Raw genomic sequence first — 23,238 nt, 5'->3', positions numbered from 1 at the left:
TGGCGGGCAATCTTTTCGGTCTGCGATGCATTGTCGGCGTTCTGCTTGATGTTGGCCGCCATCTCTTCCATGGAAGCGGATGCCTGTTCCGTGGCGGCAGCTTGTTCCGAGGCACCCTGCGACAACTGTTCAGAACTTCCGGACAATTGCTGGCTGCCCAGCGAGACATTGTCGGAGGCCGCGAGAGCATCTCGGACGACGCTGCGGAGGCGTTCCGTCATTTCGAGCAGTGCCTGGCCTAGGACATCCTTGTCGGAGAGCGGTCGTCGAGTAACCGTCAGGTCTCCGTTGGAAATCCGGTTGGCCACTTCCGCTGTTTCACGCAGACTATCGATCAGCGAATTGACGGCATGTTTCATCTTCTGATGGTCGCCCTCACAGTCGATTTCGACGGCTTCGGTCAGATCGCCGATCGCAACCTTGCCAAGAACGCGATTGCCCTCTGCGATGGGCACGAGGATCGCGTCGAGCATGCCGTTGATGCCGGAAACGATCGTAGCGAAATCGCCGACGAAACGATTGGCCTCGCCTCTTTCGCTGAGCTTGCCCGCCGTGGAGGCATCAATCAGGCGCTGGATCTCGGCGATGATGGCGCGGAAGTTGACGCGAAGCGTGTCGATCGTGTCGTTGATGAAGGCCTTCTTGCCGGGCAGCTGTTCCAGCTGCGCATGGAAGTTGCCCTCGCCGAACGCCTTCACCACCGCCATCGCCTTCTTCTTCACGGTAATATGGCCGGCAACCATTTCGTTGATGCCCTTGGCCATGCTGGCAAAGTCACCCTGAAATTTGTCGACAGGCACAAAGACGTCGATGTCGCCCTTGTCATGCTCGGTGGACATGTTGTTCATTTCTGCAATCAGACCCTTGAGGTTGCCGCGCAGGGTCTCGATCGTGTCATTGATAAAGGCCTTCTTGCCTGGCAATTGTTCGAGCGGCGCATCGAAGTTGCCCTCACCGAGCTCCTTGATCACAGCCATCGCCTTCTTCTTCACGGCGATATGGCCGGCGACCATGTCATTGATGCCCTTGGCCATGGTGGCAAAGTCACCCTGGAATTTGTCGACAGGCACAAAGACGTCGATGTCGCCCCGGTCATGCTCGGACGACATGGTGTTCATGTCCGTGATCAGACCCTTGAGGTTGCCGCGCAGGGTCTCGATCGTGTCGTTGATGAAGGCCTTCTTGCCCGGCAGCTGTTCGAGCGGCGCATCGAAGTTGCCCTCGCCGAACTCCTTGACGACCGCCATCGCCTTCTTCTTCACGGCGATATGGCCAGCGACCATATCGTTGATGCCCCTGGCCACGGTGGCGAAGTCACCGTTGAACTTCTCCACCGGAACGAAGACGTCGATATCTCCATTGTCATGCTCGGTAGACATATGGTTCATTTCCGCGATCACACCCTTGAGGTTGCCGCGCAGGGTCTCGATCGTGTCGTTGATGAAGGCCTTTTTGCCCGGCAGCTGTTCGAGCGGTGCATCGAAGTTGCCTTCGCTGAACTCTTTCACCACCGCCATGGCCTTCTTCTTCACGGCGATATGGCTGCCTACGAGGTCGTTTACCTCCTGAGCAATCACGGCGATATCGCCCTTGAACACTGACGTCGGCACGACAACGTCGATATCGCCCTTTTCATGGGCTGCAGAGACATCGTCGATCGCCTTGCGCAAATCCGCGACGGGTGCCGTTGTGATGTCAAGCAATTCGTTGACCATTGTCAGCAGTTCATGCGCTTCACCCGTCGCCGTCTGAAGGTTGGCACGACTGGCGATATTTCCCGTGGCCATGTTTTGCATCAGGCTGCGAATTTCAGCCATCGCCCAGGCCGCGCGAGATGTCTTTCTCATCTGATCTAGAACGGACATGCGGAATTTCCTCTTTCTGTTCTTTCGGTTCGCAACTGATGGGCGAAACTCGGAGGTCAGGATTGATTGAATTGCCTGGACGGGCGGCCAAGCGCGTAGATTGCAAACAGATTTGGTACGATCACGAACTCGCCATCGCGCTTCACCAGGCACTCGATGAAGTCTGCGCGCCAGCGCATTCCGATGCTTGGCGGCGGCTCTCCCCGGGACCGCTGGAGCGAGGTCACTTCATGAACCTTGTCGGTGCGCACTCCGAGCAAGGTCGGCTCTCCGTCGATGTCGATTTCGATGACGATGATGCGGCTGTCGATGGTCGTCTGTGTCGCTTCCATGCCGAAAGCGAGCCTGATGTCGGTCAGCGGGATGACGCGGCCGCGAAAGTTGATCACGCTGCCGACGAAGTTGCGCGCGCCAGGCACGCTGGTTTCCGCGACGACGTCCATGATTTCGCGCACCAGTGTCGCCGCAATCGCGAACAATTCACCGTTGAGGCTGAAGGTCAGGACAGCCAGGTCCTCCTCACTCCAGATGCTGGCTGTAGTCTTCCTGTCGATCGCGATGTTCATGCTATTGCCCGCAACTGCGCCTCCTGTTGCTGCCCTGCGCTGACGATCTGAGCCACATCAAGGATGAGGGCGACGCTGCCGTCACCGAGGATGGTGGCGCCGGAGAAGGTCGTCACGTCATGGTGCAGCTTCGACATTGACTTGATGACCGTCTGGTGGTCGCCAATGATCTGGTCGACAACGAGTCCCACCCGCTCGTTGCCGGTCGAGATCACAACCATCTTCTGGTAAGTGTCCGGCGGCGTGCTGGTGTTGAAGACTTCCCTGAGCCGCAGAAACGGCACCAGGCTGTCACGCAGGGAGATGAAGCTGCGGCCCCGCGAGCGCTGATCTTCCTCGAGGGAGAGTTCGACGCACTCCTCGACGGCCGAAAGCGGAATGACGTAGTTTCCGGCCCCGACCCGGATCAGCAGTCCATCGATGATGGCGAGCGTCAGCGGAATGCGCAGAGAAATTTCAGACCCCTGGCCCGGCTCGCTCTTCACATCGATGATGCCGCGCAGGGTCTCCACTGTCTTCTTCACCACATCCATCCCGACGCCGCGTCCGGAAAGGCTGGTAATCTGCGCTGCGGTCGAAAAGCCCGGCTCGAAAATCAGCAGCATCAGTTCCTGATCGGTCAGTGGCTGACCCGGCGCGATCAATCCCGTGGATTCCGCCTTTGCCCGCACGCGGGCCCGGTCGATGCCACGGCCATCATCCTTGATGGCAATGATGACTTGCCCGCCGGACTGGCGAGCGGAAAGGGTCACCTTTCCTGCAACACTCTTGCCGGCAGCCAGTCGTTCGTCTGGTGGCTCAAGTCCATGATCAACCGAATTGCGAACCAGGTGAACCAGCGGGTCAGCAAGTCGTTCGATGACGGTCTTGTCGACCTCGGTTGTTTCACCGAGAGTTTCGAGCTCGATCGTCTTTCCAGTCTCGCGCGAAAGGTCGTGCACGAGGCGGCGAAAGCGAGCGAAAAGGCTGCCCACCGGCACCATTCGCAGACCCATCATCGTATCGCGCAGTTCTCCGGAAAGGCGCTCGACATCTTCGGACACCGAGCGAAGCATGACATCCGCGCTTGCATTGGCGAGCTGCGAAAGGCGTGACTGGGCAATCACCAACTCCCCGACCCGGTCCATCAGCTCATCAAGCCGTTCGGCTGGCACGCGCACGCTCTCGGCTGGTTTGCTACCTCGGTTGTCGGTGCTGGCGGTTACAGGTGCGGCTGCCTGCGGCGGCGCCTCCGGCATTGCAATCGGCGTCGGCTGCGGCTCTGTGGATACGGACGGCGCTTCGGGCCCTACCGCTTCAGGCGCTGCCTCGAACATCTCCGTCATCTCGAGCGACATCTCGTCGAGCACGAAGATGAACACGTCTTCAATTGCAGACTTGGGGATATTCCCGTGAAGGGTCACCGTCCAGCTGACATAGATTTCGGTTGGCTCAAGCGCTGGAAGATCGGGAATACGACTGGCATCGGCAATAACGGTGCATTCGCCGAGTTCGCGCAATTCATCCAGCAGACCAAGCGGATTGGTGCCATTGACCATGGCGCGAGGTGGCAGGCCGATCTTCAGGGTCCAGCCAATGCTCTTCTTGGACGTGGTCTCGGATGATGTCGGGATGGGATCAGCGCCCTTTTCGCCGGAAACGCCGTCCGGGTTTTCCGCCTTGCCGGATACCCCATTACCCGAAGCCCCCTCAATGGCCGCCTGAAGCTTGGCCAACAGCTCTTCGCCCGTTTCCTGCTGAACGTCATGCGGGCGATCGATCAGGGCTTTCATATGGCTCTGCGCATCCAGCACGGCCGAAACGAGCGCCGGCGTCGCCGGAACGCTGCCCTTGCGCACGGCGTCGAAGGCCGTTTCACAATGATGGGTAAAGGCTGCAAGCGCCTCGAAGCCAAACATGGCTCCCGAACCTTTGAGCGTATGCAGCCCACGGAAAACGGCATCGACCAAACCTTGGTTGGTGAGGTCGTTGTTTAGGTCGAGCAGGTTCAGCTCGATCTGTTCGAACAATTCCACCGCCTCGGTGCGGAAAACCTGAACCGGGTCGAGAGAACTCATCGTCCAAGGACCTTTCTGGCAATTTTCACCAGCTGATCGGAATCAAAAGGCTTCGTGATCCATCCTGTTGCACCGGCCGCCTTGGCCTGCGACTTGATCTCGCTGTCGGACTCGGTCGTGAGAAAGATGATCGGTGTTCCCGCATGCTTCGGTGAGCAGCGAAGGGCCTTGATCATCTCGATGCCGTTCATGTTCGGCATGTTGAGATCGGTGACGATCAGATCGAAAGCCCCTGACGTGGCCTTGGTGAGCCCGTCGCGGCCGTCGACCGCTTCTGTGACCTGATAGCCGGCATTCGTCAGGGCTATCTTGGTCGTCATGCGGATACTTGCGGAATCGTCAACAGTCAGGATCTGCGCAGTCATTGGATTGTCCCCTCATGAAACCAGAACGCCCGGCTTTCGGATGTCATGTCCGTGGTGAAGCCAGCCCGCTCCAGGACGCGCATGAGATTGGCGCTGGCGGGTGTTCTCATTGAAAATTGCTTGTCTTGGAGGGCAGCCGAAAGCCGCGCCGATTCCATCACCTGAATGAAGCTGAGATCCATCTCGGCATCCTCCGGAAGCGTGATCTCCAGCAAAGGCCGCGCTTCGAGCTCGCAGAGGAGCAATTCACGCAGTGTTGCGGCATGCGCAATCGTCAGGTTCTTGCCAACCTCCAGCGGGGCTGGAGACGGTTCGTGAGCACTCTCTGTCACGCTGTTTCCTCCAACTTTTGCAGGCTTTGAGATCCCTGAAGCGGCGGCGTACTGCGCCATATGGCGACGGCATGCGGCGCGCTGTGCGGGGCAAGGCCGCCGCCGTTCAGGTCCTTCATCGGGGCAACGCCCATACCTCTCTCCCTGCAACCACTGATCCAGTTAGCAATTCATAACGTACTCACGTAACTGTTATCTTAATGACCCCAGCGGCGATCCGTTGCCGGATTTTGCCGTCGAAGCATGGTTGATTAGAGGTTAATTTCTCTTTGGCGCCCGGCAGGCATCGGTTGTGTGGGATTGAAACAAGCATCTCTGCGCTTGGCTTTCAAAGGCCATAAAAAGCCTTTGTTCGCAGGACTAAGGGCTTGAGAAGACGCAGATTTTAAACACTTATAGATTGCCGGTGCCCTGATCTCCATGCGTCGGTCTTGCAGACGAAAGAAGAGGTCCGCCGCGAAATGACACTCGTCTCGTTCATCGCAAAACGAACCGCCCCGTTTCGAAATGATACAACCAAAGATACCGGGACTGATGTGCGGGCCGGTCCGTTCACGCAAAAAAGAATCGCGGAGGAGAGAACCTGAAGCCCCCTGCTCTGTGTCCGGCCGCTCTGTTCATCTGCGATTCGGGAGGAGCAAAAGGCTGAAGCAGAGACTGCCGGGCTGCCTCGGTGGCGCGCCGATCGTTTCGGCTGAGAGGCGTCGATACGCCAAGAACATGGAACGGCTGCTGCACGGCCAATCCCTGCATATAGAACCGGGTAAAGCAGGCGGCTCCGCCACCCAGTCTAGACAAGAGTGCGCCGGTGCAGAGGGCGCGCCTTTAGCTCAAGCGATCAAACGCGAACGGGGCACAGCTTTGCTTCGATCATGAAGCGGCACGCGCCGGAGCATCTCCAACGCGAAGCAGCGAGCGTTCTGTCGTGCCTTGTCCAGGTTGCTCACACGGCCTTCATCCAAAGTATAAAGTGTCCCGCCGATGTCAAAAATGTCGCGAAAGGCAGAACGCTCGATGATGGGCGTGTTCAGGACATCAACATTGCGCTGGGCAAGCAGCATTTTCACAGCCAGAAGCGCCCGCGTCGTCACCATGGAATTGACCCGTGTCAGCACAACGGAATGCGGCACTTGCAAATTAGCCTTCTCCTCAAGATACCGGAGAAGCTCGAGCACATTCGCCCCGCCCAGGGCATCCATGGCGCAGCCTTGGATCGGGATGAGGACATGGTCCGAAAGGCCGATTGCCTTGGGCAGTAGCGGACTTTGCGATCCAGGTAGATCCAGAATGAAATAGTCAGCCCTGCTCTTATTCTGGCTAATCTGCCGATTGACAGTGTCTGCAGTTACGTAAGGAATGACTTTGAGCCTCTCATCGACCGACGAAAGGCCATGCCACCGCGCGATCCACTGCTGCGGATCGGCATCGAGAATGGTCACCCGATAGCCCTGCTCAGCCAGCTCCGTGGCAAGCAGCAAAACGGCGGTCGTCTTTCCCGCACCGCCCTTGGTATTGGCAAAGGTAATCACAGGCATCGGCGTCACCTGACCGTTTGGGAGCGCCTTGCTTCACATGGCGCTGCGCTGCACGTTGATGATGTGCTCGGAACAGTGTTGCCCGCCATGGTTAATCCGAGGTAAAGATGCGTTCAGATCAGGCAACTGCGTGAGAGCGAGTTCTTCCCGCCAGATGCTGACAGGCCCTGTGAGTAGAGGGCCAATAGCGCAATAGAGCCTCACGCAGAAACGAGCAGACAGTCTCCGGAACAACACCAGAGGACATGGGTCACGCATATCAGCGTCTGGGAGCGTGAGGCTTGGCCGCATTGCCGACAAGGATCTTCCGGGCTGAAGGAGAATAACCATCACTACTCCCCAGTGCGGGGCTGAGGACATAATCCTCCCATGTCCAACACAAGGGGCAATGCGAACGAGATCGGACCGAGCTATTGCCGGGCGCCCCGGAAGATCCAGGCTATCGGGTTATCACCAGTTGGGTCGAACACTGCATGCGACATAGATGGTTAAACACTCAGTCGCAGATCTGCTACACAGGCCTCCCAAAAAAAGACGCACGCCCCTTCTGCGAATCGCTATTCTACCAGTATCCAGATTCGTTGCGCACAGTCGTGGAGGGCTAGGTGAAGCGATACGTTTACTCCGCGGCAGGGCAAGTTGTCCGAAGAACGCTGGATTGCCCCGCGCTCGACCAGAACGATCATGCGCGCCGTATGGTATCGCTGGCTGGCGTTTGCGCTGTGGCCGTCTTTACGCTTGGCGCGTCAGCGACCGGAGCCATGGTGTGGGAGCAGTTGCAAGCAGGTCAGGCCCCCATCGCGGAGGCCGACGCGTTACTGGCCGGGCACTGCTATTCTGAGCTTGATGTTCATCGGGCCATGCAGGCTGTACGTAAGAATTACGCCCAGATCATCACCATCGCCTGGCAATTGGAATTGCAATCAAAATCAAGCTAGGCTCAGCGGCAGCGCTTAACACGCTGGGCGAATATACAGCACCTCAACTGGACCCATAGTCCTTGTACAGGCTCGCCGATCGGCTTTAGGTTTTTTCATCTGGCGATTGCGGACGCAAAACCGCTTCTTACCTTTGCTGGACTTTGCTCTAGAGCCGTTTTCATGACACGCAGGATGTTGAGGATCGTTGCTTTTCGCAGTTCTGGGCGTCCTGCAGCTGCTTTGCCAGCCAATCGACGAAGACCCGCACCTTGTTGCTGAGGTGACGTGTTTGCGGATAGACGATGTAGAGTGGGATCGGATCACGCGGCCAGTCCGGCAAGATCTCGACCAGCTCCCCCCGATCCACCGCATCCCGAACCGTGAAAGCAATAGCCTGGGCGATACCAATGCCTGCAACCGCCGCTGCAACATAGCTTCTGAATTCGTTGACTGAAGTGACATAGTCCAGCTGCACCTGGACTTCCTCGTCGTCGCGGCGAAACTCCAGCGGAAACACTCGTCCTTCATAGGCCTTCATGTAACCGACACCGAAATGGCCCGTCTCAAGGTCGCGCGGATGCGTGGGAACGCCCATTTTTTGCAGATAACGGGGGGAGGCATAGGTGCGCAGCTCAAGGTCTGCCACCTTGCGGGCGACGAGAGACTGGTCGCTCGGCGTGCCCGCCCGCAAGGCACAATCGATGTTCTCTGCAATGTAGTCGACGATCCTGTCACCGATGTCGAATTCCAGCTGGATCTGGGGATACCGCGTATGGAAATCACACATGGCCGGCATGATGATGCGGTCGGCAAATGCTCCCGACAGCGCGACCCGCACTTTGCCGGATGGCTGTGCCTGTGAACTCGACAGGCTCCCATCCAATTCATCGAGTTCAGACAAAAGGCGCGAGGCGCGCTCGTAATACAAGGCGCCATCGGTCGTGACCACGACCTGACGGGTCGTGCGGTTGAGTAGCTTCGTCCCCAGATGCGCTTCAAGCGCCTGAACCGATGTGGTGACCGTGGTTTTGGGCATCTTCAGAGAAGTCGCAGCCTTGGAAAAATTGCCGGTTTCTACGACCCGCGTGAAAACGCGCATTGCCGAAAGCTGGTCCATGTCGTCTACCTTGTTCAGAAATCGAGTTATTATCCCGTTTTGCGGAATAGAGTTGCCAGAAATTTGGATCTTGTGCGAGCATTCAGGATAATAATATAAATACGCAACAGAAGGAAGACGGCTTCCGTCTGCGATTGAAGAGCTGGCCCATGACGAGGCAATGGCAGAAGTCGGCGGAAGTGGAACTGAGCTTTCCTCTGGCCTTCCGGCTTTATGACGGGATGGGGACAATGCGGGCGCGACCGCTGGTTCTTTATCTCCGCGGCAATTCCTTCGGTGCCCGACCGAAACCGGAGTGCGATGCGCCTGCAGCGCTCGCCATGGCGGAGGCAGGTGCCATGGTCGTGGAAGCCGATTATGGAACGCCTTCGGGGAACACCTTTCCAGGGGCCCTTGAATGCGGATTCGAAGCGTTGAGACATCTGTTGGCCAAGCGGAAGCGCTTTGCGAACAACCGGTCGCGGGTCCTTTTGGCTGGAGATGAGGCTGGCGGGAACATTGCGGCAAGCTTGGCGCTCAAAGCACGCGATGCAATGCCTGGTGAACTTGCAGGACAGGTTCTGCTGTCACCCATGATCGATCCACGCATGGCGACGGCGTCCTTTCACCGTGCGGACGAAATCGGCATGCGAATACCCTGGTCGAACGGCTGGAGCCACTATCTGGCGTCAGCCTGTGGTTACCAGCACCCCTATGCGGCACCCTGCCTCTGTTCGCGGCTGGCAGATGTCGCTCCGGCTCTGATCGTGACTTCGGATGACGATCCGCTGCGCGATGAGACACTAGACTATGCGGCACGTCTGCAGTCGGCGGGCGTGTCCGTGACCACCCGGATCCTTCCCGACGATTGCGGATGGACCGGCCTCTATGACGGGAAGAATGGCGGGTGGCACTCGCGCTTCTCGACAGAATTCTCGCAGTTCCTCGAGGGACTGCCTACCTGACGGCGGGCTGCGGCCCGCCTCCCACCACATAGCGGTTCGTTTTGAACCGAAGGAGACTGTCATGACCGCAAGGATCAGGAGCGCGGCCCTGTGGGGAACCGCGATCGCCACCGCATTGGCAATTGCCGGCGGCACGCTTTATTTTGACCAATCTCAGAAAGCTCTTGCTGCGGCTCCCGAAGTCGCAGCCGCCGCGCCGGCCATTCCGGTTACGGTGAGCACAGTCCAGCCGCGTACAGTCAATGTCTGGCGCGACTTTTCGGGAAGACTGGAAGCCGTTGATCGGGTGCAAATTCGCGCGAGAGTGGCCGGCGCCATCCAGTCCGTACATTTCCGTGAAGGTGGCCTGGTCAACCAGGGCGACCTGCTGGTGACAATCGATCCTGAATCCTACCGAGCTATCGTGGACCGCGCCCGCGGCGACGTGACATCGGCGGAGGCGAGGCTTGACCTCGCCAAGACAGAGTTAGATCGCGGAACAGCGCTCCTTTCTCGCAACACGATTTCGCAAAGCGAGCTCGCGCAGCGTCAGAGCACCCATGCATCCGCCATCGCGGCCCTCCAGTCAGCGAAAGCGGCACTGCGATTGGCAGAGCTTGATCTCGCCTATACCGAAATCCGGGCCCCCATCGCCGGTCGGGTCGGCCAGTTGGAGGTGACGGTCGGCAATCTGGTTGCTGCCGGCCCCTCTTCCCAAGCGCTCACCACGCTGGTGTCAGTTAACCCGATCTATGCCGGGTTCACCATCGAAGAAGACTATCTGCAGCAAATCCTTGCCTCCCTGCCCCCGACAGATAGCCTGACGGGTCTGGACAATATTCCCGTCGAAGCGACGACCGGGGAAGGGCAGACACCGATTAAGGGCCGGCTGCAACTGATCAACAACGAGATCGACGCGTCGACCGGAACGATCCGCGTTCGCGCCGTCTTCGACAATCCTGACGGTCGCCTCATCCCAGGACAGTTCGTCCGCATCCGCATGGGCCAGACCGAGGCACGCGATAGACTGATGATCAGTGAGCGTGCCGTTGGTACCGACCAGGACAAGAAGTTCGTGTTCGTCGTTGATGCCGGCAATACCGTCGCTTATCGCCAGGTCGAGCTTGGTGCACTGGTCGACGGTGAGCGGATTGTCGAGAAGGGTTTGAATGCGGGTGACCGCATCGTGATCAGCGGCCTCCAGCGGATCCGCCCTGGCGCCGTCGTCGCGCCGCAGGATCAGACGGCGCTGAAGAACTGACATTTACCGGGCGGCACCCAGAGCCGTTCGAACAATCCTTTCCAAGAGACGTGCCATTCCCCGCGCCACAATCGCGGGGACCACTCTTTCCTTGTCCTCCGTAAGGGCTTTCGTCATGAATTTTTCCCGTTTCTTTGTCGACAGACCCGTCTTTGCCGGTGTGCTATCGATCCTGATTGTCGTTGCTGGTCTGATTGGCCTGCGCGCATTGCCGATTTCCGAATATCCGGAAGTCGTACCGCCTTCGGTCGTTGTGCGCGCTGTCTATCCTGGCGCTAACCCAACCGTCATCGCAGAGACCGTCGCGACACCGCTTGAGGAACAAATCAACGGCGTTGAAGACATGCTTTACATGTCGAGCCAGGCGACCTCCGATGGCGTCCTGACCCTGACCGTCACGTTCCGCCTGGGCACCGATCCGGACAAGGCGCAGCAGCTGGTGCAGAACCGCGTTTCCCAGGCCGAACCGCGATTGCCTGCAGAAGTAAGGGCACTGGGCGTGACCACCGTGAAGAGTTCACCGGACCTGATGATGGTGGTTCACCTCGTTTCGACCGGCGACCGCTACGATCTGACCTATCTGCGCAACTACGCGACGCTGAACATCAAGGACCGCCTCGCCCGCATCGATGGCGTCGGCCAAGTGCAGGTCTTCGGTGCCGGTGATTATTCCATGCGGATCTGGCTCGATCCGCAAAAGGTGGCGGAGCATGGTCTGGCCGCCAGCGATATCACCAATGCCATTGCCCAGCAGAATGTTCAGGCTGCAGCCGGTACGATTGGTGCGTCTCCGTCACTGGCTGGTGTGGATCTTCAACTCAACGTGAATGCTCGTGGGAGACTTCAGACGCCGGAGGAATTCGGTGCAATCGTCGTGAAGACCGGCGAAAGCGGTGAAATCACGCGGCTGCAAGATCTCGCGCGGATCGAGCTCGGTGCCGCCGATTACTCGCTGCGCTCGTTGCTCGATGGTCAACCGGCAGTCGCTATCCCCATCTTCCAGGCACCGGGTTCCAACGCCATTGCCATTTCGGATGCAGTCCAGCAGACAATGAGCGACCTCCAGCTGGCCATGCCGGATGGCGTACGCTACGAGATCGTCTACGATACGACGGAATTCGTCCGCTCCTCGATCGACAAAGTGGTCGACACACTGCTTGAAGCCGTCGCTCTGGTCGTCCTCGTGGTCATCCTGTTCCTGCAGACCTGGCGCGCCTCCATTATTCCGCTGATTGCCGTCCCCGTCTCGATCATCGGGACGTTCGCGGTCATGTATGCCTTTGGCTTCTCCATCAACGCCCTCACACTGTTCGGCCTGGTGCTTGCAATCGGCATCGTCGTCGATGACGCGATTGTCGTGGTCGAAAATGTCGAGCGCAACATTGAGAACGGGCTTTCACCCAGGGAGGCTACTTACCGCGCCATGCGGGAAGTTTCCGGCCCGATCATCGCGATCGCGCTGGTGCTTGTCGCAGTTTTCGTGCCGCTTGCCTTCATCACCGGCCTCTCTGGCCAGTTCTATCGTCAGTTCGCGCTCACCATTGCCATTTCGACGGTGATCTCGGCGATCAATTCGCTAACCTTGTCGCCAGCTCTGGCTGCTCTTCTCCTGAAGGACCATCACGCGCCCAAGGATCTCGCAACCCGCGTGATGGACAGGGTACTCGGCTGGTTCTTCCGCGGCTTCAACCGGGCCTTCGGCGCGGCATCAAACGGGTACGGACGCACGGTCAGCGGACTTTTGGGCCGCAAGAGCATGGTCATGGTTATCTATATGGCACTGGTCGCCGCGACCTATGGCATGTTCAGCGCAGTGCCGGGCGGTTTCGTACCCGCACAGGACAAGCAGTATCTCATCGGCTTTGCCCAATTGCCCGACGGAGCCACGCTGGACCGAACGGAAGAGGTCATTCGACGCATGAGCGCGATTGCACTGGAAGAACCCGGCGTCAAGAATGCCCTCGCCTTCCCTGGCCTGTCGATCAACGGCTTCACCATCGGCTCCAATGCCGGCATCGTCTTTGCCGTGCTCGACGATTTCAGCGAGCGCCAGGATCCCGCCCTTTCCGGCGGGGCTATCGCCATGGCCTTGAACCAGAAATTCGCCGCGATTGACGGTGCCTTCATTGCCATGTTCCCACCGCCGCCGGTCAATGGCCTTGGTTCCACGGGCGGCTTCAAGCTGCAGATCGAGGACCGGGCGGGCTTTGGCTATCAGACGCTCGACGAGACAACCAAAGCCGTTCTTGCCAAGGCCTATCAGACACCGGAACTGGCCGGCATCTTCTCGAGCTTCCAGGTCAACGTGCCCCAGCTTTTCGCCGATCTCGATCGTGTAAAGGCACAACAGCTCGGCGTCTCCGTCACCGATGTCTTTCAGACTCTGCAGATCTATCTCGGCTCGCTCTACGTCAACGACTTCAATGCGTTTGGCCGGACATTCAGCGTCCGCGTACAGGCAGACGCGCAGTATCGCGCCAAACCTGAGGATATCGGGCAGCTGAAGGTGCGCTCGCAGTCCGGCGAGATGATCCCTCTCTCGGCGCTGCTGAAGGTGGACGCTTCCACCGGGCCGGAGCGAACCACCCGCTACAACGGCTTCCTGGCAGCCGATATCAATGGTGGCCCGGCACCCGGCTTTTCCTCCGGTCAGGCTGAAGCTGCCATGGAGAAGATTCTCAAGGAAACCATGCCGGCCGGTATCGATTTCGAATGGACCGACCTCACCTACCAGCAGATCCTTGCTGGCAACTCAAGCATCGTCGTCTTCCCGCTAGCGCTGCTGCTCGTCTATCTCATCCTTTCCGCGCAATATGAAAGCCTGACGCTCCCCCTGTCGATCATCATGATCGTGCCCATGGGCGTGCTCGCAGCTTTGACTGGCGTCTGGTATACAGGTGGCGACAACAACATCTTCACCCAGATCGGCCTTGTGGTCCTTGTCGGCCTGTCGGCGAAGAACGCGATCCTGATCGTGGAGTTCGCCCGAGAGTTGGAGTTCGAAGGCCGCACCCCATTCCAGGCGGCAGTGGAATCAAGCCGGCTTAGATTGCGGCCAATCCTGATGACCTCGATGGCCTTCATCATGGGTGTCATTCCGCTGGTCATCTCGACGGGTGCCGGCTCGGAAATGCGTGCCGCCATGGGTGTGGCGGTTTTCTCCGGCATGATCGGGGTCACCTTCTTCGGGATTTTCATGACACCGGTATTCTACCTGCTTGCACGGCTTCTCACCGGCAACAGACCCTTGCGAAAGCAGGGCGCGGCGGCAGGCCAACAGGAAGGCGACCACATGATCGCCTGATGCACCAAGGTTGAGGAAACGACATGTCGGAAGGCCACGGATCCTGTCGGCGTCGTTGCCCTCAACCGTCTGGCCTTTAGCAAGTGTCATCCGCTGTCGAGTGAGCAGCGGATGACTGATGGCAACTCAAAGCATTGCTTCTGCTTCGATCTCGACTTCGTAGTCGCCGACCAGGGCACCGGCTTCAATCAACGTGTTCGCCGGAAGAACGTCAGAGAAGAAGCGACCATGGGCACGAGAGACAGGCTCCCACTTTGAGGCGTCCTTGAGATAGATGCGTGTGCGGACGACATCCTCCATCTTGCCACCGAGGGCGGAGATGGAAGCCGCGATCTTGTCGAGAATATAGGTTGCCTGAGCGCCCGCATCACCGGGAGCGACGCAGCGATCCGTGCCATGGGTCGCCGTCGTCCCTGAAACCAGGATCCTGTCACCGATGCGCACCGCCCGGCTGTAACCAGCGAGCGGCTCCCAGATGCTGCCGGAAGAAACACGCATGCGATCTTCCCGCCCGGGTACGGCGACGGCCTGATAGACGGACGGGATCGCATCAAGGTGATGACTGAGGTCGCCGGACGCTGTCAGGAATGGCGGCTTGCGATACTCATCGCCACAATCGCCCGGAATGGCTGTGCTCTTTGCAAATGCGGCCTCAAGCAGAGCTTTATCATCCGCATCCAGTTCGAAACCGAAGACCTTGAGATTGTCGTCACGATGCTCATTCTCACCCAGCCTTGCACCGATGATCGTGGCAGCGACGGCCGCGTGTTCGAGCACCCATCGGCTGGCAACGTTCGAGATCGAGACGCCGTGCTTGCGGGCGATTGTGGACGCGGATTTCAGAATGCCCTGGTAGACGCTCCATCCGCCTGCCGTATCGATGAAGCGCTTGTATTTTGAGCGGCTCCAGTCCGCGATCGACGTGGGCTCCGGCTGGTCGAGCCATTTCTCCGAGAGGAAGCCGCCGCAGAGTGTGCCATAGGCCAGCAGTTTAACGCCGCGACGAAGGCAAAGGGCAGAAAGATCGCCCGCAGCGCGCCTGTCGATCAGGGAAAAGGAAACCTGGTTGCTTGCAATCTCGATCCCGTCTGACAGTGCGAGGTTCAAATGGGCAGCGTCGAAATTGGTGAGGCCGAGGGCGCCGATCAGGCCCTCCTCCTTCATCGCCTGCATTTCATGCAGGGCATCGAGCCAGGCCGGATGTTCAAATGTCCACCAGTGGAACTGCAAAAGGTCGACCTTGTCGACGCCCAAGCGCGCAAGCCTGTCCTCCACGCCTCGGCGTACCACGTCCCGCGTCATCGGACCAGGTTCCGGGCACCATTTGGTGAACGCTACCGGTCGCCTTCCCTCCCCTGAGTAGCGCTTCAAGAGATGGCCTGTGATGATCTCCGCCGATCCATAGTGATCGGCCATGTCGAAGCTGTCGAATCCGGCTTCCGCATAGGCCTGAAGGGCATCAGCCCCCTGCTCCGGATCGACCGTGGCACCGTTCTTTTCGATATCGGCAACCTGCCAGAGGCCGCAGACGAGACGGCTGATCGATAGGTCCGGTGTAAGCTTGATGCGTTCGGGATGCTGGGACACGGAGATCATTCCTCGACAGTCAGGGTTGTTTGTTGCGGTTCAGGCGGGCAAGCGGGCTCACCTCGCCGAACAGGCCGCGGGGACGCAGGAGAAGCATGAGACAGAGCCCAACGCCGATGGCGACAATCTGTAAAGCTGCGGCTCGGGCCTGTTCTTCAGGCGGCACGAAGGCAGAGACGGCAGCAGCTGTCAGCGCCCAGAGTCCCCAGACAAGAATGGCACCGGCAATCGCGCCGCGATTGTTGCCGGAGCCGCCGACGATCAACATGGCCCAGACCTGGAAGGTGAGGATCGGCATGTAGTTGTCGGGCGCAATGAAGCCGATGAAGTGTGCCTGGGCCGCACCCGCAAGGCCCATGATGGCCCCGCCGACGGTGAAGGCCTGCAGGCGAAAGCGCACAGGCTTCTTGCCGAGTGCCTGTGCGGCGGTTTCGTCTTCGCGGATCGCCCGCAAAACGCGTCCCCAAGGACTGCGCGACAAATGCTGTAGGCCGAGATAGAGCGCCAGCACGACGAGCGCCATAAGGCCGCAGTTGGCCAGACTGAAGAGCAGCGCGTCGCCTTGCAGATCGGCGAAGGGGCGCGGAATGAAGCCGATCCCGAAGGCCCCGCCAGTGATGCTCTGCAGGTTGAGCATGCAGAGCTGGACGGTGACGGCGACGCCGAAGGTTGCAATGGCGAGGTAGTCGGATCTCAGTCGGATGGTCAGCGCTCCGACCGCCCACGATAGCGATCCCGAGACAATGGCAGCCCCCAACCATCCAATCGCAATCGGCATGTCGAAGCCGCCGAAGCGCTCAACAGTATCCGGCGTTGTGAGGATGGCCGAAGTATAGGCGCCGACCGCCACGAAAGCGGCGATGCCGACGTTGAACAGTCCCGTCATGCCCCACTGCACATTCAGCCCGAGGCAGATAATTGCATAGGTGAATGCCATGGTGAGGAAGAAGGCGCCATAGGCGATAAGATCGATGCTCATATCGCTTTTCCGAACAGGCCGCGGGGGCGGACGAGAAGAACCGCAATCAGGATGGCAAAGGACACCGCGGCCCGCCATTCGGCCCCGATGAGCTGGACCGTGACGGCTTCGGAAAGGCCTATGAACAGGCCGGCAATCATGGCGCCTGGAACCGAACCGATACCGCCGAGAATGGCGGCTGCAAACAGGGGCAGCAGAAGGTCGTGGCCAAGATAGGGGCGGATCTGGATGATCAGGCCGCTCATGATGCCGGCGATGCAGGCGAGCGCGGCCCCAAGGAACCAGGCGGTGCGAATAACGCGGCGGACATCGATCCCGGCGATGCCAGCAAGGCCGGGATTTTCGCTCACCGCGCGCATGGCCCGGCCGATATCCGTCCGCGTCATCATGAGATGCACGGTGATGACAGAGACCAGCGCCACGGCCAGCATGGCCAGCTGGTCCGGCGTGGCTCGGAGACCGAGGCCCAGCTTCATCGCAATCTGCAGCGCCTGGCTGAAATAGGCGGGCTTCGAGGTAAACAGGAATTCGAGCAAGCTGCGCAGCGCAAGCGAGGCACCGAAGCTTGCCATGACCATGATGATGATGGCGCTGCCGCGCCGACGGAAGCTCGAAAACAGGGCGGCGTCCACGGCAAGAGCAAGCAGGCCCGTTAGGGCAATGGCGATCACGGCTGCGATCGGGAGCGACCAACCGAAGGAGAATGGCCCGATCGGTGTGGTGAGCCCTGCCCCCAAGACCCCAAGTGCAATGCTGATGCCGAGTGCGAGATAGGCGCCCCAGGACAGAAGCTCGCCATGCGCAAAATTGGAGAAACGCAGGATCGAATAGGTGAGCGTGACGCCAACAGCGCCCAGTCCGATAATCGCGCCTGCAATCAGTCCGTCCATCAGGAATTGCGGGTTCATGGCGTGACCTCGCTGGCTATGCGCTTCGTCGTGCCGAGATAGATCTTGCCGATGAGTGGGTCATCGGCGAGATCGGCAGGTGTCCCTTCGTGGCGGATCTGCCCTTCGGCCAGAATGACGGCACGGTCGGCAATCGCCATGGCCGCTTTTACGTTCTGCTCGACCAATACGACCGTCACGCCCTCGCTATTGATGCGCTTGAGCATGGAAAAGACTTCACCGACGATCTTGGGTGAGAGGCCGGCAGACGGTTCGTCAAGGATGAGTACCGGCGGATCAAGCGCCAGTGCGCGCGCCACCGCCAGCATCTGCCGCTGACCACCAGACAGCGCGCCGGCCAATCGCTTCGGCTTGACGGCGAGGTCGGGAAAGCGGGTCAACATCGTCTCGATAGCGAGATTACGCTCGGATTTCGGAAGAAGAGCCACGGCGATCTGGAGGTTTTCCAGAATGCTCATGCTGGCAAAGACATTGTCCGTCTGCGGCACGAAGGCCAGACCTTCGGCCAGTTTGCGGTGCGGAGCGACATCCGTGATGTCCCTCCCCGCCAGATGGATTCGTCCCGAATGCACAGGCACCATGCCGGCGATCGCCTTCACGAAGGTGGATTTCCCGGCGCCGTTCGGCCCCAGAAGAATGACGAGCTCGCCCTTTGCAACGGCAAAATCGACGCCGCGAACGATGGGGAGGTCCGGTTCATAACCCGCGACCAGCGCGGAGGTTGCAAGCACGATATCGGTCATGTGCCACCGCCAAGATAGGCATCAACAACTGCGGGGTCGGCGGAAACGTCAGCGGGCGATCCTTCCGCGAGCAGTTTGCCGAGGGCCATGGCCACCACCCGCGAGCATAGCCGCGATACCATGTCCATGTTGTGTTCGATCAGAAGTATGGACTTGCCCTGTGCATTGAGTGCGACCACCCGTTCCATGATGACTTCGAGCAAAGCGGGGTTCACGCCGGCCGCCGGTTCATCGAGCAGAATCACCTGCGGGTCCGCCATTAAGACACGGGCGAGTTCGAGAAGCTTGCGTTGTCCGCCGGAGAGCACGCGGGCGGGCTCGTGGGCGAGCCTCGAAAGCGTGACAAATTCGAGGAGACTACGCGCCTTTTCAAGCGCCGCCTTCTCTTCGCGCCGCACGCGGCCCGGCGTGAGGAAATTGGCAAACAAGCGTTCGCCCGTCTGCTTTTGAGCGCCGACCAGCAGGTTTTCGAGCACGCTCATTTCGAGAAAGGGACGCGGGATCTGGAAGGTCCGTGCGACCCCATGGGCAATGCGCTGCTCGGGCGCTTCGCCTGATACTTCCCGCCCTTCGACCCAGATCTCGCCCGAGCTCGGCTTCAGGCTGCCCGCGAGGAGATTGAACATGGTGGTTTTGCCGGCCCCATTCGGGCCGATCAGGCCCAGAATTTCCCCTGGCGCGAGTTGAAGCGACATGTCTGAAACCACCGTCAGCCCATCGAAATGCTTCGTCAGTTGCCGTGCTTCGATGGCAGGCGGTGCTGAGGCGCTGGGCAACGATGCTGATGGTTGGGAACGCGCCGCAGTCATCTTTAAAAATGAGCCTTGATTTGATCGGTGATGTTTGATCAAACTTTACGCGGACGCGAAAATCAACCGATATTTCCGGGAAATTTGGAGGCGGGAATGACGGATACGATTGGCCAGACGGATGACTTCCTCACGCCTGTCGGGCGTGAGACGTTGCAGGATCGCGTCTACGACCAGTTACGCCGCACATTGATCAACGGCGGCTTTGCCGCAGGCGACATGCTGCGGATCGTCGACATGGCAGATCGGCTGAAGACGAGCACCATGCCTGTGCGAGAGGCACTCGGCCGGCTCGTATCCGAACAGGCGCTGGAGGCCCTGCCCAATCGCTCCATCCGCGTGCCGCTCATCACGCGTGAACGCCTCGATGATCTGGAGCGTGCCCGCATCCTGATCGAGGGTCGTCTGGTGGCGCTCGCCTGTCACCGGCTGACGACAGAAGACTTGGAAAGCCTGAAGCAGATCAACCGGGATTGCGAGGCAGCTTTTGAGCGGCATGGCCAGGATGTTGGCCCGGTGACCTCCGAAATCAACCAGCGTTTCCATTTCCATATCTACCGTTCGGCCGGTTCGCAGGTGCTGATCCCGGTGGTGGAAAGCCTCTGGCTCCAGTCTGGTCCGGTGGTTCGCGCTGCCGCCCATATTCACGATGAGCAGGGCGGATTGGCTGCGACGAACCACCATTGGACACTGATCGCAGCGCTTGAGGCGCGCGATGAACCGGCTGCGGTCAATGCGCTTGCCAATGACATCGGTCGCTCGTTCGATTTGGTCCGAGGGCGTCTCGACGCCGGCGAAGTAGCGGCGTGAGGGAGAGCACCGATGAGCGGCATTGACGACACATTCGAGCTCTTTGACCTGCGTGTCGAGGTGGTGATCCAGGAGGGTGGTGTCGTCTATTGCGGCGCCAAGCCCGGCGACTATTTCGAGCTGCAGGGCGAGATGCTCTATCTTCCGCCGGGACAGGGACTGTCGATTTACTCGCTCGCCTCCGTCCTTCCCCTGCTCGCCGCCAAGCAGCGCCCAACCCATGCGCATGACTGGATGACGACCGACGCGGAGATCGCCTGCCCGGACCCCAATTGTTCGACCAGATTGCGAATCCGGCGAACTGGACTTCGCCGTTTCAGCCATGCCGCAACAACAGCCGTGCCCCTCGAAGGAAAAGAGTAACATGCAGCGTATCTCCATCGCCCCCGGTTATGAGATCTCCCGCGTCATTCGCGGCGGATGGCAGCTGGCCGGTGGCCATGGTGCTATCGATGAAGAAATGGCCATTGAAGACATGGTTGCCTTCGCCGATGCCGGCATCACCACCTTCGACTGCGCGGACATTTACACCGGCGTGGAAGACCTGATCGGACGCTTCCGGCTGCGCTACCGTGACATGCAGGGCCAGGCGGCCCTCGATCGCATTCGCGTCCACACCAAGTTCGTACCCGATCTCGGCGTTCTCCCGACGATCACCAAGGCCTATGTGGAAGGCGTGATCGACACGTCGCGCAAGCGGCTTAACATGGAGCGACTGGATCTCGTCCAGTTTCACTGGTGGGACTACGAGATGCCTGCCTGGCTTGAGACGCTTGGCTGGCTGAAAGAGCTCCAGCAAGATGGGCGGATCGACAAGATCAGCGCCACGAATTTCGACAGCGAGCATGTCACGGCGATCCTCGATGGCGGGATTCCGCTGACCTCGCTGCAATTGCAATATTCGCTTCTCGACCGGCGCCCGGAAAAGCGCATGGTCGACCTGGCGGCGCGCCACGACTTTGCGCTGTTCTGCTACGGCACGGTCGCCGGCGGCTTTCTCTCCGACCGCTGGCTCGGCAAACCCGAACCGGAGCATCCGCTCGAGAACCGTTCGCTGACCAAGTACAAGCTGATCATTGATGACCTCGGTGGCTGGGATCTGTTCCAGGCATTGCTGTCGACACTTCGCAAGGTGGCCGACCGCCATGCAACCGATATCGCCACAATTGCCAGCGCCGCCATGCTCCGCCGGCCCGGCGTGACGGCGGTGATCGTCGGCGCCCGCAATCGCGATCACCTCGCCTCCAACCTCGCCATCTCCAATGTCGTCCTCTCCGACGCCGACTTGGCGGAGATCGAGACTGCCCTCGCAGGTGCACGCGATCTGGAAGGCGACGTCTACACGCTTGAGCGGGACCGCACCGGGCGTCATGGCAGCATCATGAAATACAATCTCAACAAAGGGGAATGACATGAAAAAGGGACATCCGATGAAAAGCCTCGTCCTGGCTTCAACCATGCTTGCGGGCATTGCAATCGGTGGCGCGCCAGCCTTTGCGCAGGAGTGCGACATCACCGTCGGCGTTGTCATGGAGCTCACGGGCCCCGCCGGCGAATATGGCAAGGCTGGCGCGAAATCCGTCGAAATGGCCTTCCGTGACTTCAACGAAGCGGGTGGCGTCGGTGGCTGCAAGCTGGTCATGGACACCCGTGACAGCCAGAGCCAGGGCAATGTCGCCGTCGATCAGGCCACACAGCTCGTCAATATCAAGAAGGTGCCCGTCATCATCGGCGGGATCATTTCCTCGGTCTCGATCCCGATCCTGACCTCCGTCACAGCGCCGGCCGGTGTGGTCCAGGTGTCTCCGGCTTCTTCCTCCCCGACGCTGACGGCGCTCGGCCGCGAAGGCAAGACCAATGGCGTGTTTTTCCGCACTATCACGTCTGATGCGCTGCAGGGCACGGCGGCTGCCAAATATGCGCTCGATCAGGGCATGAAGAAGATCGCGATCATCCACGTCAACAACGACTTCGGCAACAACCTGATGCAGGAGTTCACCGCCGCCTATACCAAGCTCGGCGGAACGATCACCTCGACGACACCCTATAACGAGAAGCAGGCCAGCTACTCCTCCGAGGCTTCGGTCGCCATGGAAGGCGAACCGGATGCGCTTTACCTCGTCTCGACTCCGGTCGACGGTGCAACGATTGCCCGCGCCTGGATCTCTGGCGGTGGCGTGCAGAGGTTCCTGTTCAATGATGGCATGAACTCCAAGGATTTCATCGCCAGCGTCGGATCGCAGTATTTGAACGAAGCTTACGGCACATCGTCCGGCACGACACCGACGACCTCGACCGAATATTTCAACGCCAATTATGAACAGTTCTCCGGTGGGATCGCGCCCTCCGCGCCTGCCGCCGATCGGTCCTACGATGCTGGTGCCATCGTAGCGCTTGCAATTGCCAAGGCCGGCAAGGCCGACAAGGATGCCATCAAGGCCGCGATTTTAGAAGTGACGGCGCCCGGCGGCACGCCGATCTACGCCGGCAAGGCGGAATTCGAAAAAGCACTCGCTCTGCTCAAGGACGGCAAGCCGATCAAGTATGAAGGCGTCATCGGCCCGGTCAGCTTCGACCAATATGGCGACATCACCGGCCCCTTCCGTCTCTGGAAGATCACTGACGGAGAGGTGACGACGGTCGGCGAAATGGCATCGGACGCGGTCTCCGAGATCAAGGCCTCTCTCTCGAAGTAGTGTCTTGAGGAGACCTTGCGTGACCGGGTGGCTTTGCAAGGCCACCCGATTGTCGTGATGCAGCAGGACTGTGAGTTAGCGACAGTCGCGTCTTGGCCATTATGACATGCGCGTCATAGAGATGATCGGGATGGGCGACCTCGTAAGGCAAAAAACGCCGGCCGGCTTCGAGTACGCGCACACTGGAGGCGCCGTGCACCCGGTGGTGATCGGCTTCCGACGCCTGCACGCGCAGCTTCTCCGCCCGCTCGGCGTCTGCGACGGAGGCGATGCGGGCGGGATATTCGTAGAGCTCGCGTTTGATTGCATCCGGCATCTGGATGAGCGAGGGCGTCTCCGTCCCCGGCACCATGGAGGGTGTCTCGAAGTTCCAGTCGGCGCCGGAACGTTTGCCCGGCACATAGGTGAAGCGCTTCTCCCAGGCGGTGATGTGGTTGCGGTCGGTGGAGCCTTGCGCCAGA

At 59.7% G+C, this 23,238-nt stretch carries 21 protein-coding genes and 1 pseudogene; 9 read left to right on the top strand and 13 right to left on the bottom strand.

Annotated features, from left to right (window positions below; genetic code table 11):
* The 6 genes from IP76_RS23220 to IP76_RS00080 form a co-directional block, all read right to left on the bottom strand.
* The coding region (locus tag IP76_RS23220; protein WP_197278285.1) for a hypothetical protein at positions 1-1,865 on the bottom strand (1,865 nt) is incomplete at its 3' end.
* A gap of 56 nt (positions 1,866-1,921) precedes the next feature.
* Positions 1,922-2,431, bottom strand: a complete 510-nt coding sequence (locus tag IP76_RS00100; RefSeq protein WP_054156149.1) for a chemotaxis protein CheW — start codon at positions 2,429-2,431, stop codon at positions 1,922-1,924.
* Positions 2,428-4,488: a chemotaxis protein CheA gene (locus IP76_RS00095; RefSeq protein WP_054156148.1), complete on the bottom strand. Its 2,061-nt coding sequence runs from the start codon at positions 4,486-4,488 to the stop codon at positions 2,428-2,430. Before IP76_RS00095 ends, IP76_RS00100 begins: the two co-directional genes overlap by 4 nt.
* Positions 4,485-4,853, bottom strand: a complete 369-nt coding sequence (locus IP76_RS00090; protein ID WP_054156147.1) for a response regulator — start codon at positions 4,851-4,853, stop codon at positions 4,485-4,487. The genes IP76_RS00095 and IP76_RS00090 overlap by 4 nt, the downstream gene beginning before the upstream one ends.
* Complete coding sequence (locus IP76_RS00085; RefSeq protein ID WP_054156146.1) at positions 4,850-5,185, bottom strand: hypothetical protein; 336 nt, start codon at positions 5,183-5,185, stop codon at positions 4,850-4,852. The genes IP76_RS00090 and IP76_RS00085 overlap by 4 nt, the downstream gene beginning before the upstream one ends.
* 830 nt (positions 5,186-6,015) lie before the next feature.
* On the bottom strand, positions 6,016-6,720 hold the full coding sequence (locus IP76_RS00080; RefSeq protein ID WP_054156145.1) for a ParA family protein: 705 nt from the start codon (positions 6,718-6,720) through the stop codon (positions 6,016-6,018).
* A 605-nt stretch (positions 6,721-7,325) separates the two neighbouring features.
* Here IP76_RS00080 and IP76_RS00075 point away from each other — a divergent pair.
* Positions 7,326-7,658: a hypothetical protein gene (locus tag IP76_RS00075; RefSeq protein ID WP_156318427.1), complete on the top strand. Its 333-nt coding sequence runs from the start codon at positions 7,326-7,328 to the stop codon at positions 7,656-7,658.
* Between the two features lie 160 nt (positions 7,659-7,818).
* Here the strand turns inward: IP76_RS00075 and IP76_RS00070 are convergent, their stop codons facing one another.
* A complete protein-coding gene (locus tag IP76_RS00070) occupies positions 7,819-8,757 on the bottom strand; it encodes a LysR family transcriptional regulator (RefSeq protein ID WP_054156143.1) in 939 nt (312 codons plus the stop codon).
* 149 nt (positions 8,758-8,906) lie between these two features.
* On the opposite strand from IP76_RS00070, the gene IP76_RS00065 reads away from it, so the two are divergent.
* The 3 genes from IP76_RS00065 (at position 8,907) to IP76_RS00055 (ending at position 14,245) form a co-directional block, all read left to right on the top strand.
* Entirely contained in the window at positions 8,907-9,701 is a 795-nt protein-coding gene (locus tag IP76_RS00065; RefSeq protein WP_054156142.1) for an alpha/beta hydrolase fold domain-containing protein, read from the top strand.
* Positions 9,702-9,762: 61 nt separating this feature from the next.
* The gene (locus IP76_RS00060) at positions 9,763-10,941 is read left to right on the top strand and encodes an efflux RND transporter periplasmic adaptor subunit (protein WP_054156141.1); all 1,179 of its coding nucleotides are present in this window, start codon (positions 9,763-9,765) and stop codon (positions 10,939-10,941) included.
* A 115-nt stretch (positions 10,942-11,056) separates the two neighbouring features.
* Positions 11,057-14,245 carry an efflux RND transporter permease subunit gene (locus IP76_RS00055; RefSeq protein WP_054156140.1) on the top strand — a complete coding sequence of 1,063 codons (3,189 nt, stop codon included), beginning with the start codon at positions 11,057-11,059 and terminating at the stop codon, positions 14,243-14,245.
* Between the two features lie 126 nt (positions 14,246-14,371).
* Here the strand turns inward: IP76_RS00055 and IP76_RS00050 are convergent, their stop codons facing one another.
* The 5 genes from IP76_RS00050 to IP76_RS00030 are packed head-to-tail and all read right to left on the bottom strand — an operon-like array spanning position 14,372 to position 19,157.
* Positions 14,372-15,841, bottom strand: coding sequence for an aldo/keto reductase (locus IP76_RS00050; RefSeq protein ID WP_054156139.1), 1,470 nt, complete (start codon positions 15,839-15,841; stop codon positions 14,372-14,374).
* Between the two features lie 10 nt (positions 15,842-15,851).
* Entirely contained in the window at positions 15,852-16,811 is a 960-nt protein-coding gene (locus tag IP76_RS00045) for a branched-chain amino acid ABC transporter permease (RefSeq protein ID WP_054156138.1), read from the bottom strand.
* Positions 16,808-17,719 carry a branched-chain amino acid ABC transporter permease gene (locus IP76_RS00040; RefSeq protein WP_054156137.1) on the bottom strand — a complete coding sequence of 304 codons (912 nt, stop codon included), beginning with the start codon at positions 17,717-17,719 and terminating at the stop codon, positions 16,808-16,810. Before IP76_RS00040 ends, IP76_RS00045 begins: the two co-directional genes overlap by 4 nt.
* Positions 17,716-18,462 carry an ABC transporter ATP-binding protein gene (locus IP76_RS00035; RefSeq protein ID WP_054156136.1) on the bottom strand — a complete coding sequence of 249 codons (747 nt, stop codon included), beginning with the start codon at positions 18,460-18,462 and terminating at the stop codon, positions 17,716-17,718. Before IP76_RS00035 ends, IP76_RS00040 begins: the two co-directional genes overlap by 4 nt.
* The gene (locus tag IP76_RS00030; protein ID WP_245281346.1) at positions 18,459-19,157 is read right to left on the bottom strand and encodes an ABC transporter ATP-binding protein; all 699 of its coding nucleotides are present in this window, start codon (positions 19,155-19,157) and stop codon (positions 18,459-18,461) included. Before IP76_RS00030 ends, IP76_RS00035 begins: the two co-directional genes overlap by 4 nt.
* On the opposite strand from IP76_RS00030, the gene IP76_RS23575 reads away from it, so the two are divergent.
* The 5 genes from IP76_RS23575 to IP76_RS00010 all read left to right on the top strand — a co-directional run bounded on the left by IP76_RS23575 (position 19,156) and on the right by IP76_RS00010 (position 22,777).
* Positions 19,156-19,290 carry a hypothetical protein gene (locus IP76_RS23575; protein ID WP_306765454.1) on the top strand — a complete coding sequence of 45 codons (135 nt, stop codon included), beginning with the start codon at positions 19,156-19,158 and terminating at the stop codon, positions 19,288-19,290. The two genes, IP76_RS00030 and IP76_RS23575, sit on opposite strands and share 2 nt — an antisense overlap.
* Positions 19,291-19,367: 77 nt before the next feature.
* Positions 19,368-20,081: a GntR family transcriptional regulator gene (locus tag IP76_RS00025; RefSeq protein ID WP_054156134.1), complete on the top strand. Its 714-nt coding sequence runs from the start codon at positions 19,368-19,370 to the stop codon at positions 20,079-20,081.
* A 12-nt stretch (positions 20,082-20,093) separates the two neighbouring features.
* Positions 20,094-20,444 carry a TIGR04076 family protein gene (locus tag IP76_RS00020; RefSeq protein WP_054156133.1) on the top strand — a complete coding sequence of 117 codons (351 nt, stop codon included), beginning with the start codon at positions 20,094-20,096 and terminating at the stop codon, positions 20,442-20,444.
* Between the two features lies 1 nt (position 20,445).
* Positions 20,446-21,492, top strand: coding sequence for an aldo/keto reductase (locus IP76_RS00015; RefSeq protein WP_054156132.1), 1,047 nt, complete (start codon positions 20,446-20,448; stop codon positions 21,490-21,492).
* A gap of 19 nt (positions 21,493-21,511) precedes the next feature.
* Positions 21,512-22,777: an ABC transporter substrate-binding protein gene (locus tag IP76_RS00010; protein ID WP_054156150.1), complete on the top strand. Its 1,266-nt coding sequence runs from the start codon at positions 21,512-21,514 to the stop codon at positions 22,775-22,777.
* Positions 22,778-22,874: 97 nt separating this feature from the next.
* On the opposite strand, the pseudogene IP76_RS00005 reads toward IP76_RS00010, so the two are convergent.
* Positions 22,875-23,238 (bottom strand): annotated as a pseudogene (locus IP76_RS00005) (contractile injection system protein, VgrG/Pvc8 family); the annotation flags it as partial.

The sequence above is a fragment of the Rhizobium sp. AAP43 genome (assembly GCF_001296045.1).
Classification (GTDB): domain Bacteria; phylum Pseudomonadota; class Alphaproteobacteria; order Rhizobiales; family Rhizobiaceae; genus Allorhizobium.
The sequence above is the reverse complement of the archived record's forward strand: the minus strand, read 5'-3'. Positions and strand labels throughout refer to the sequence as shown.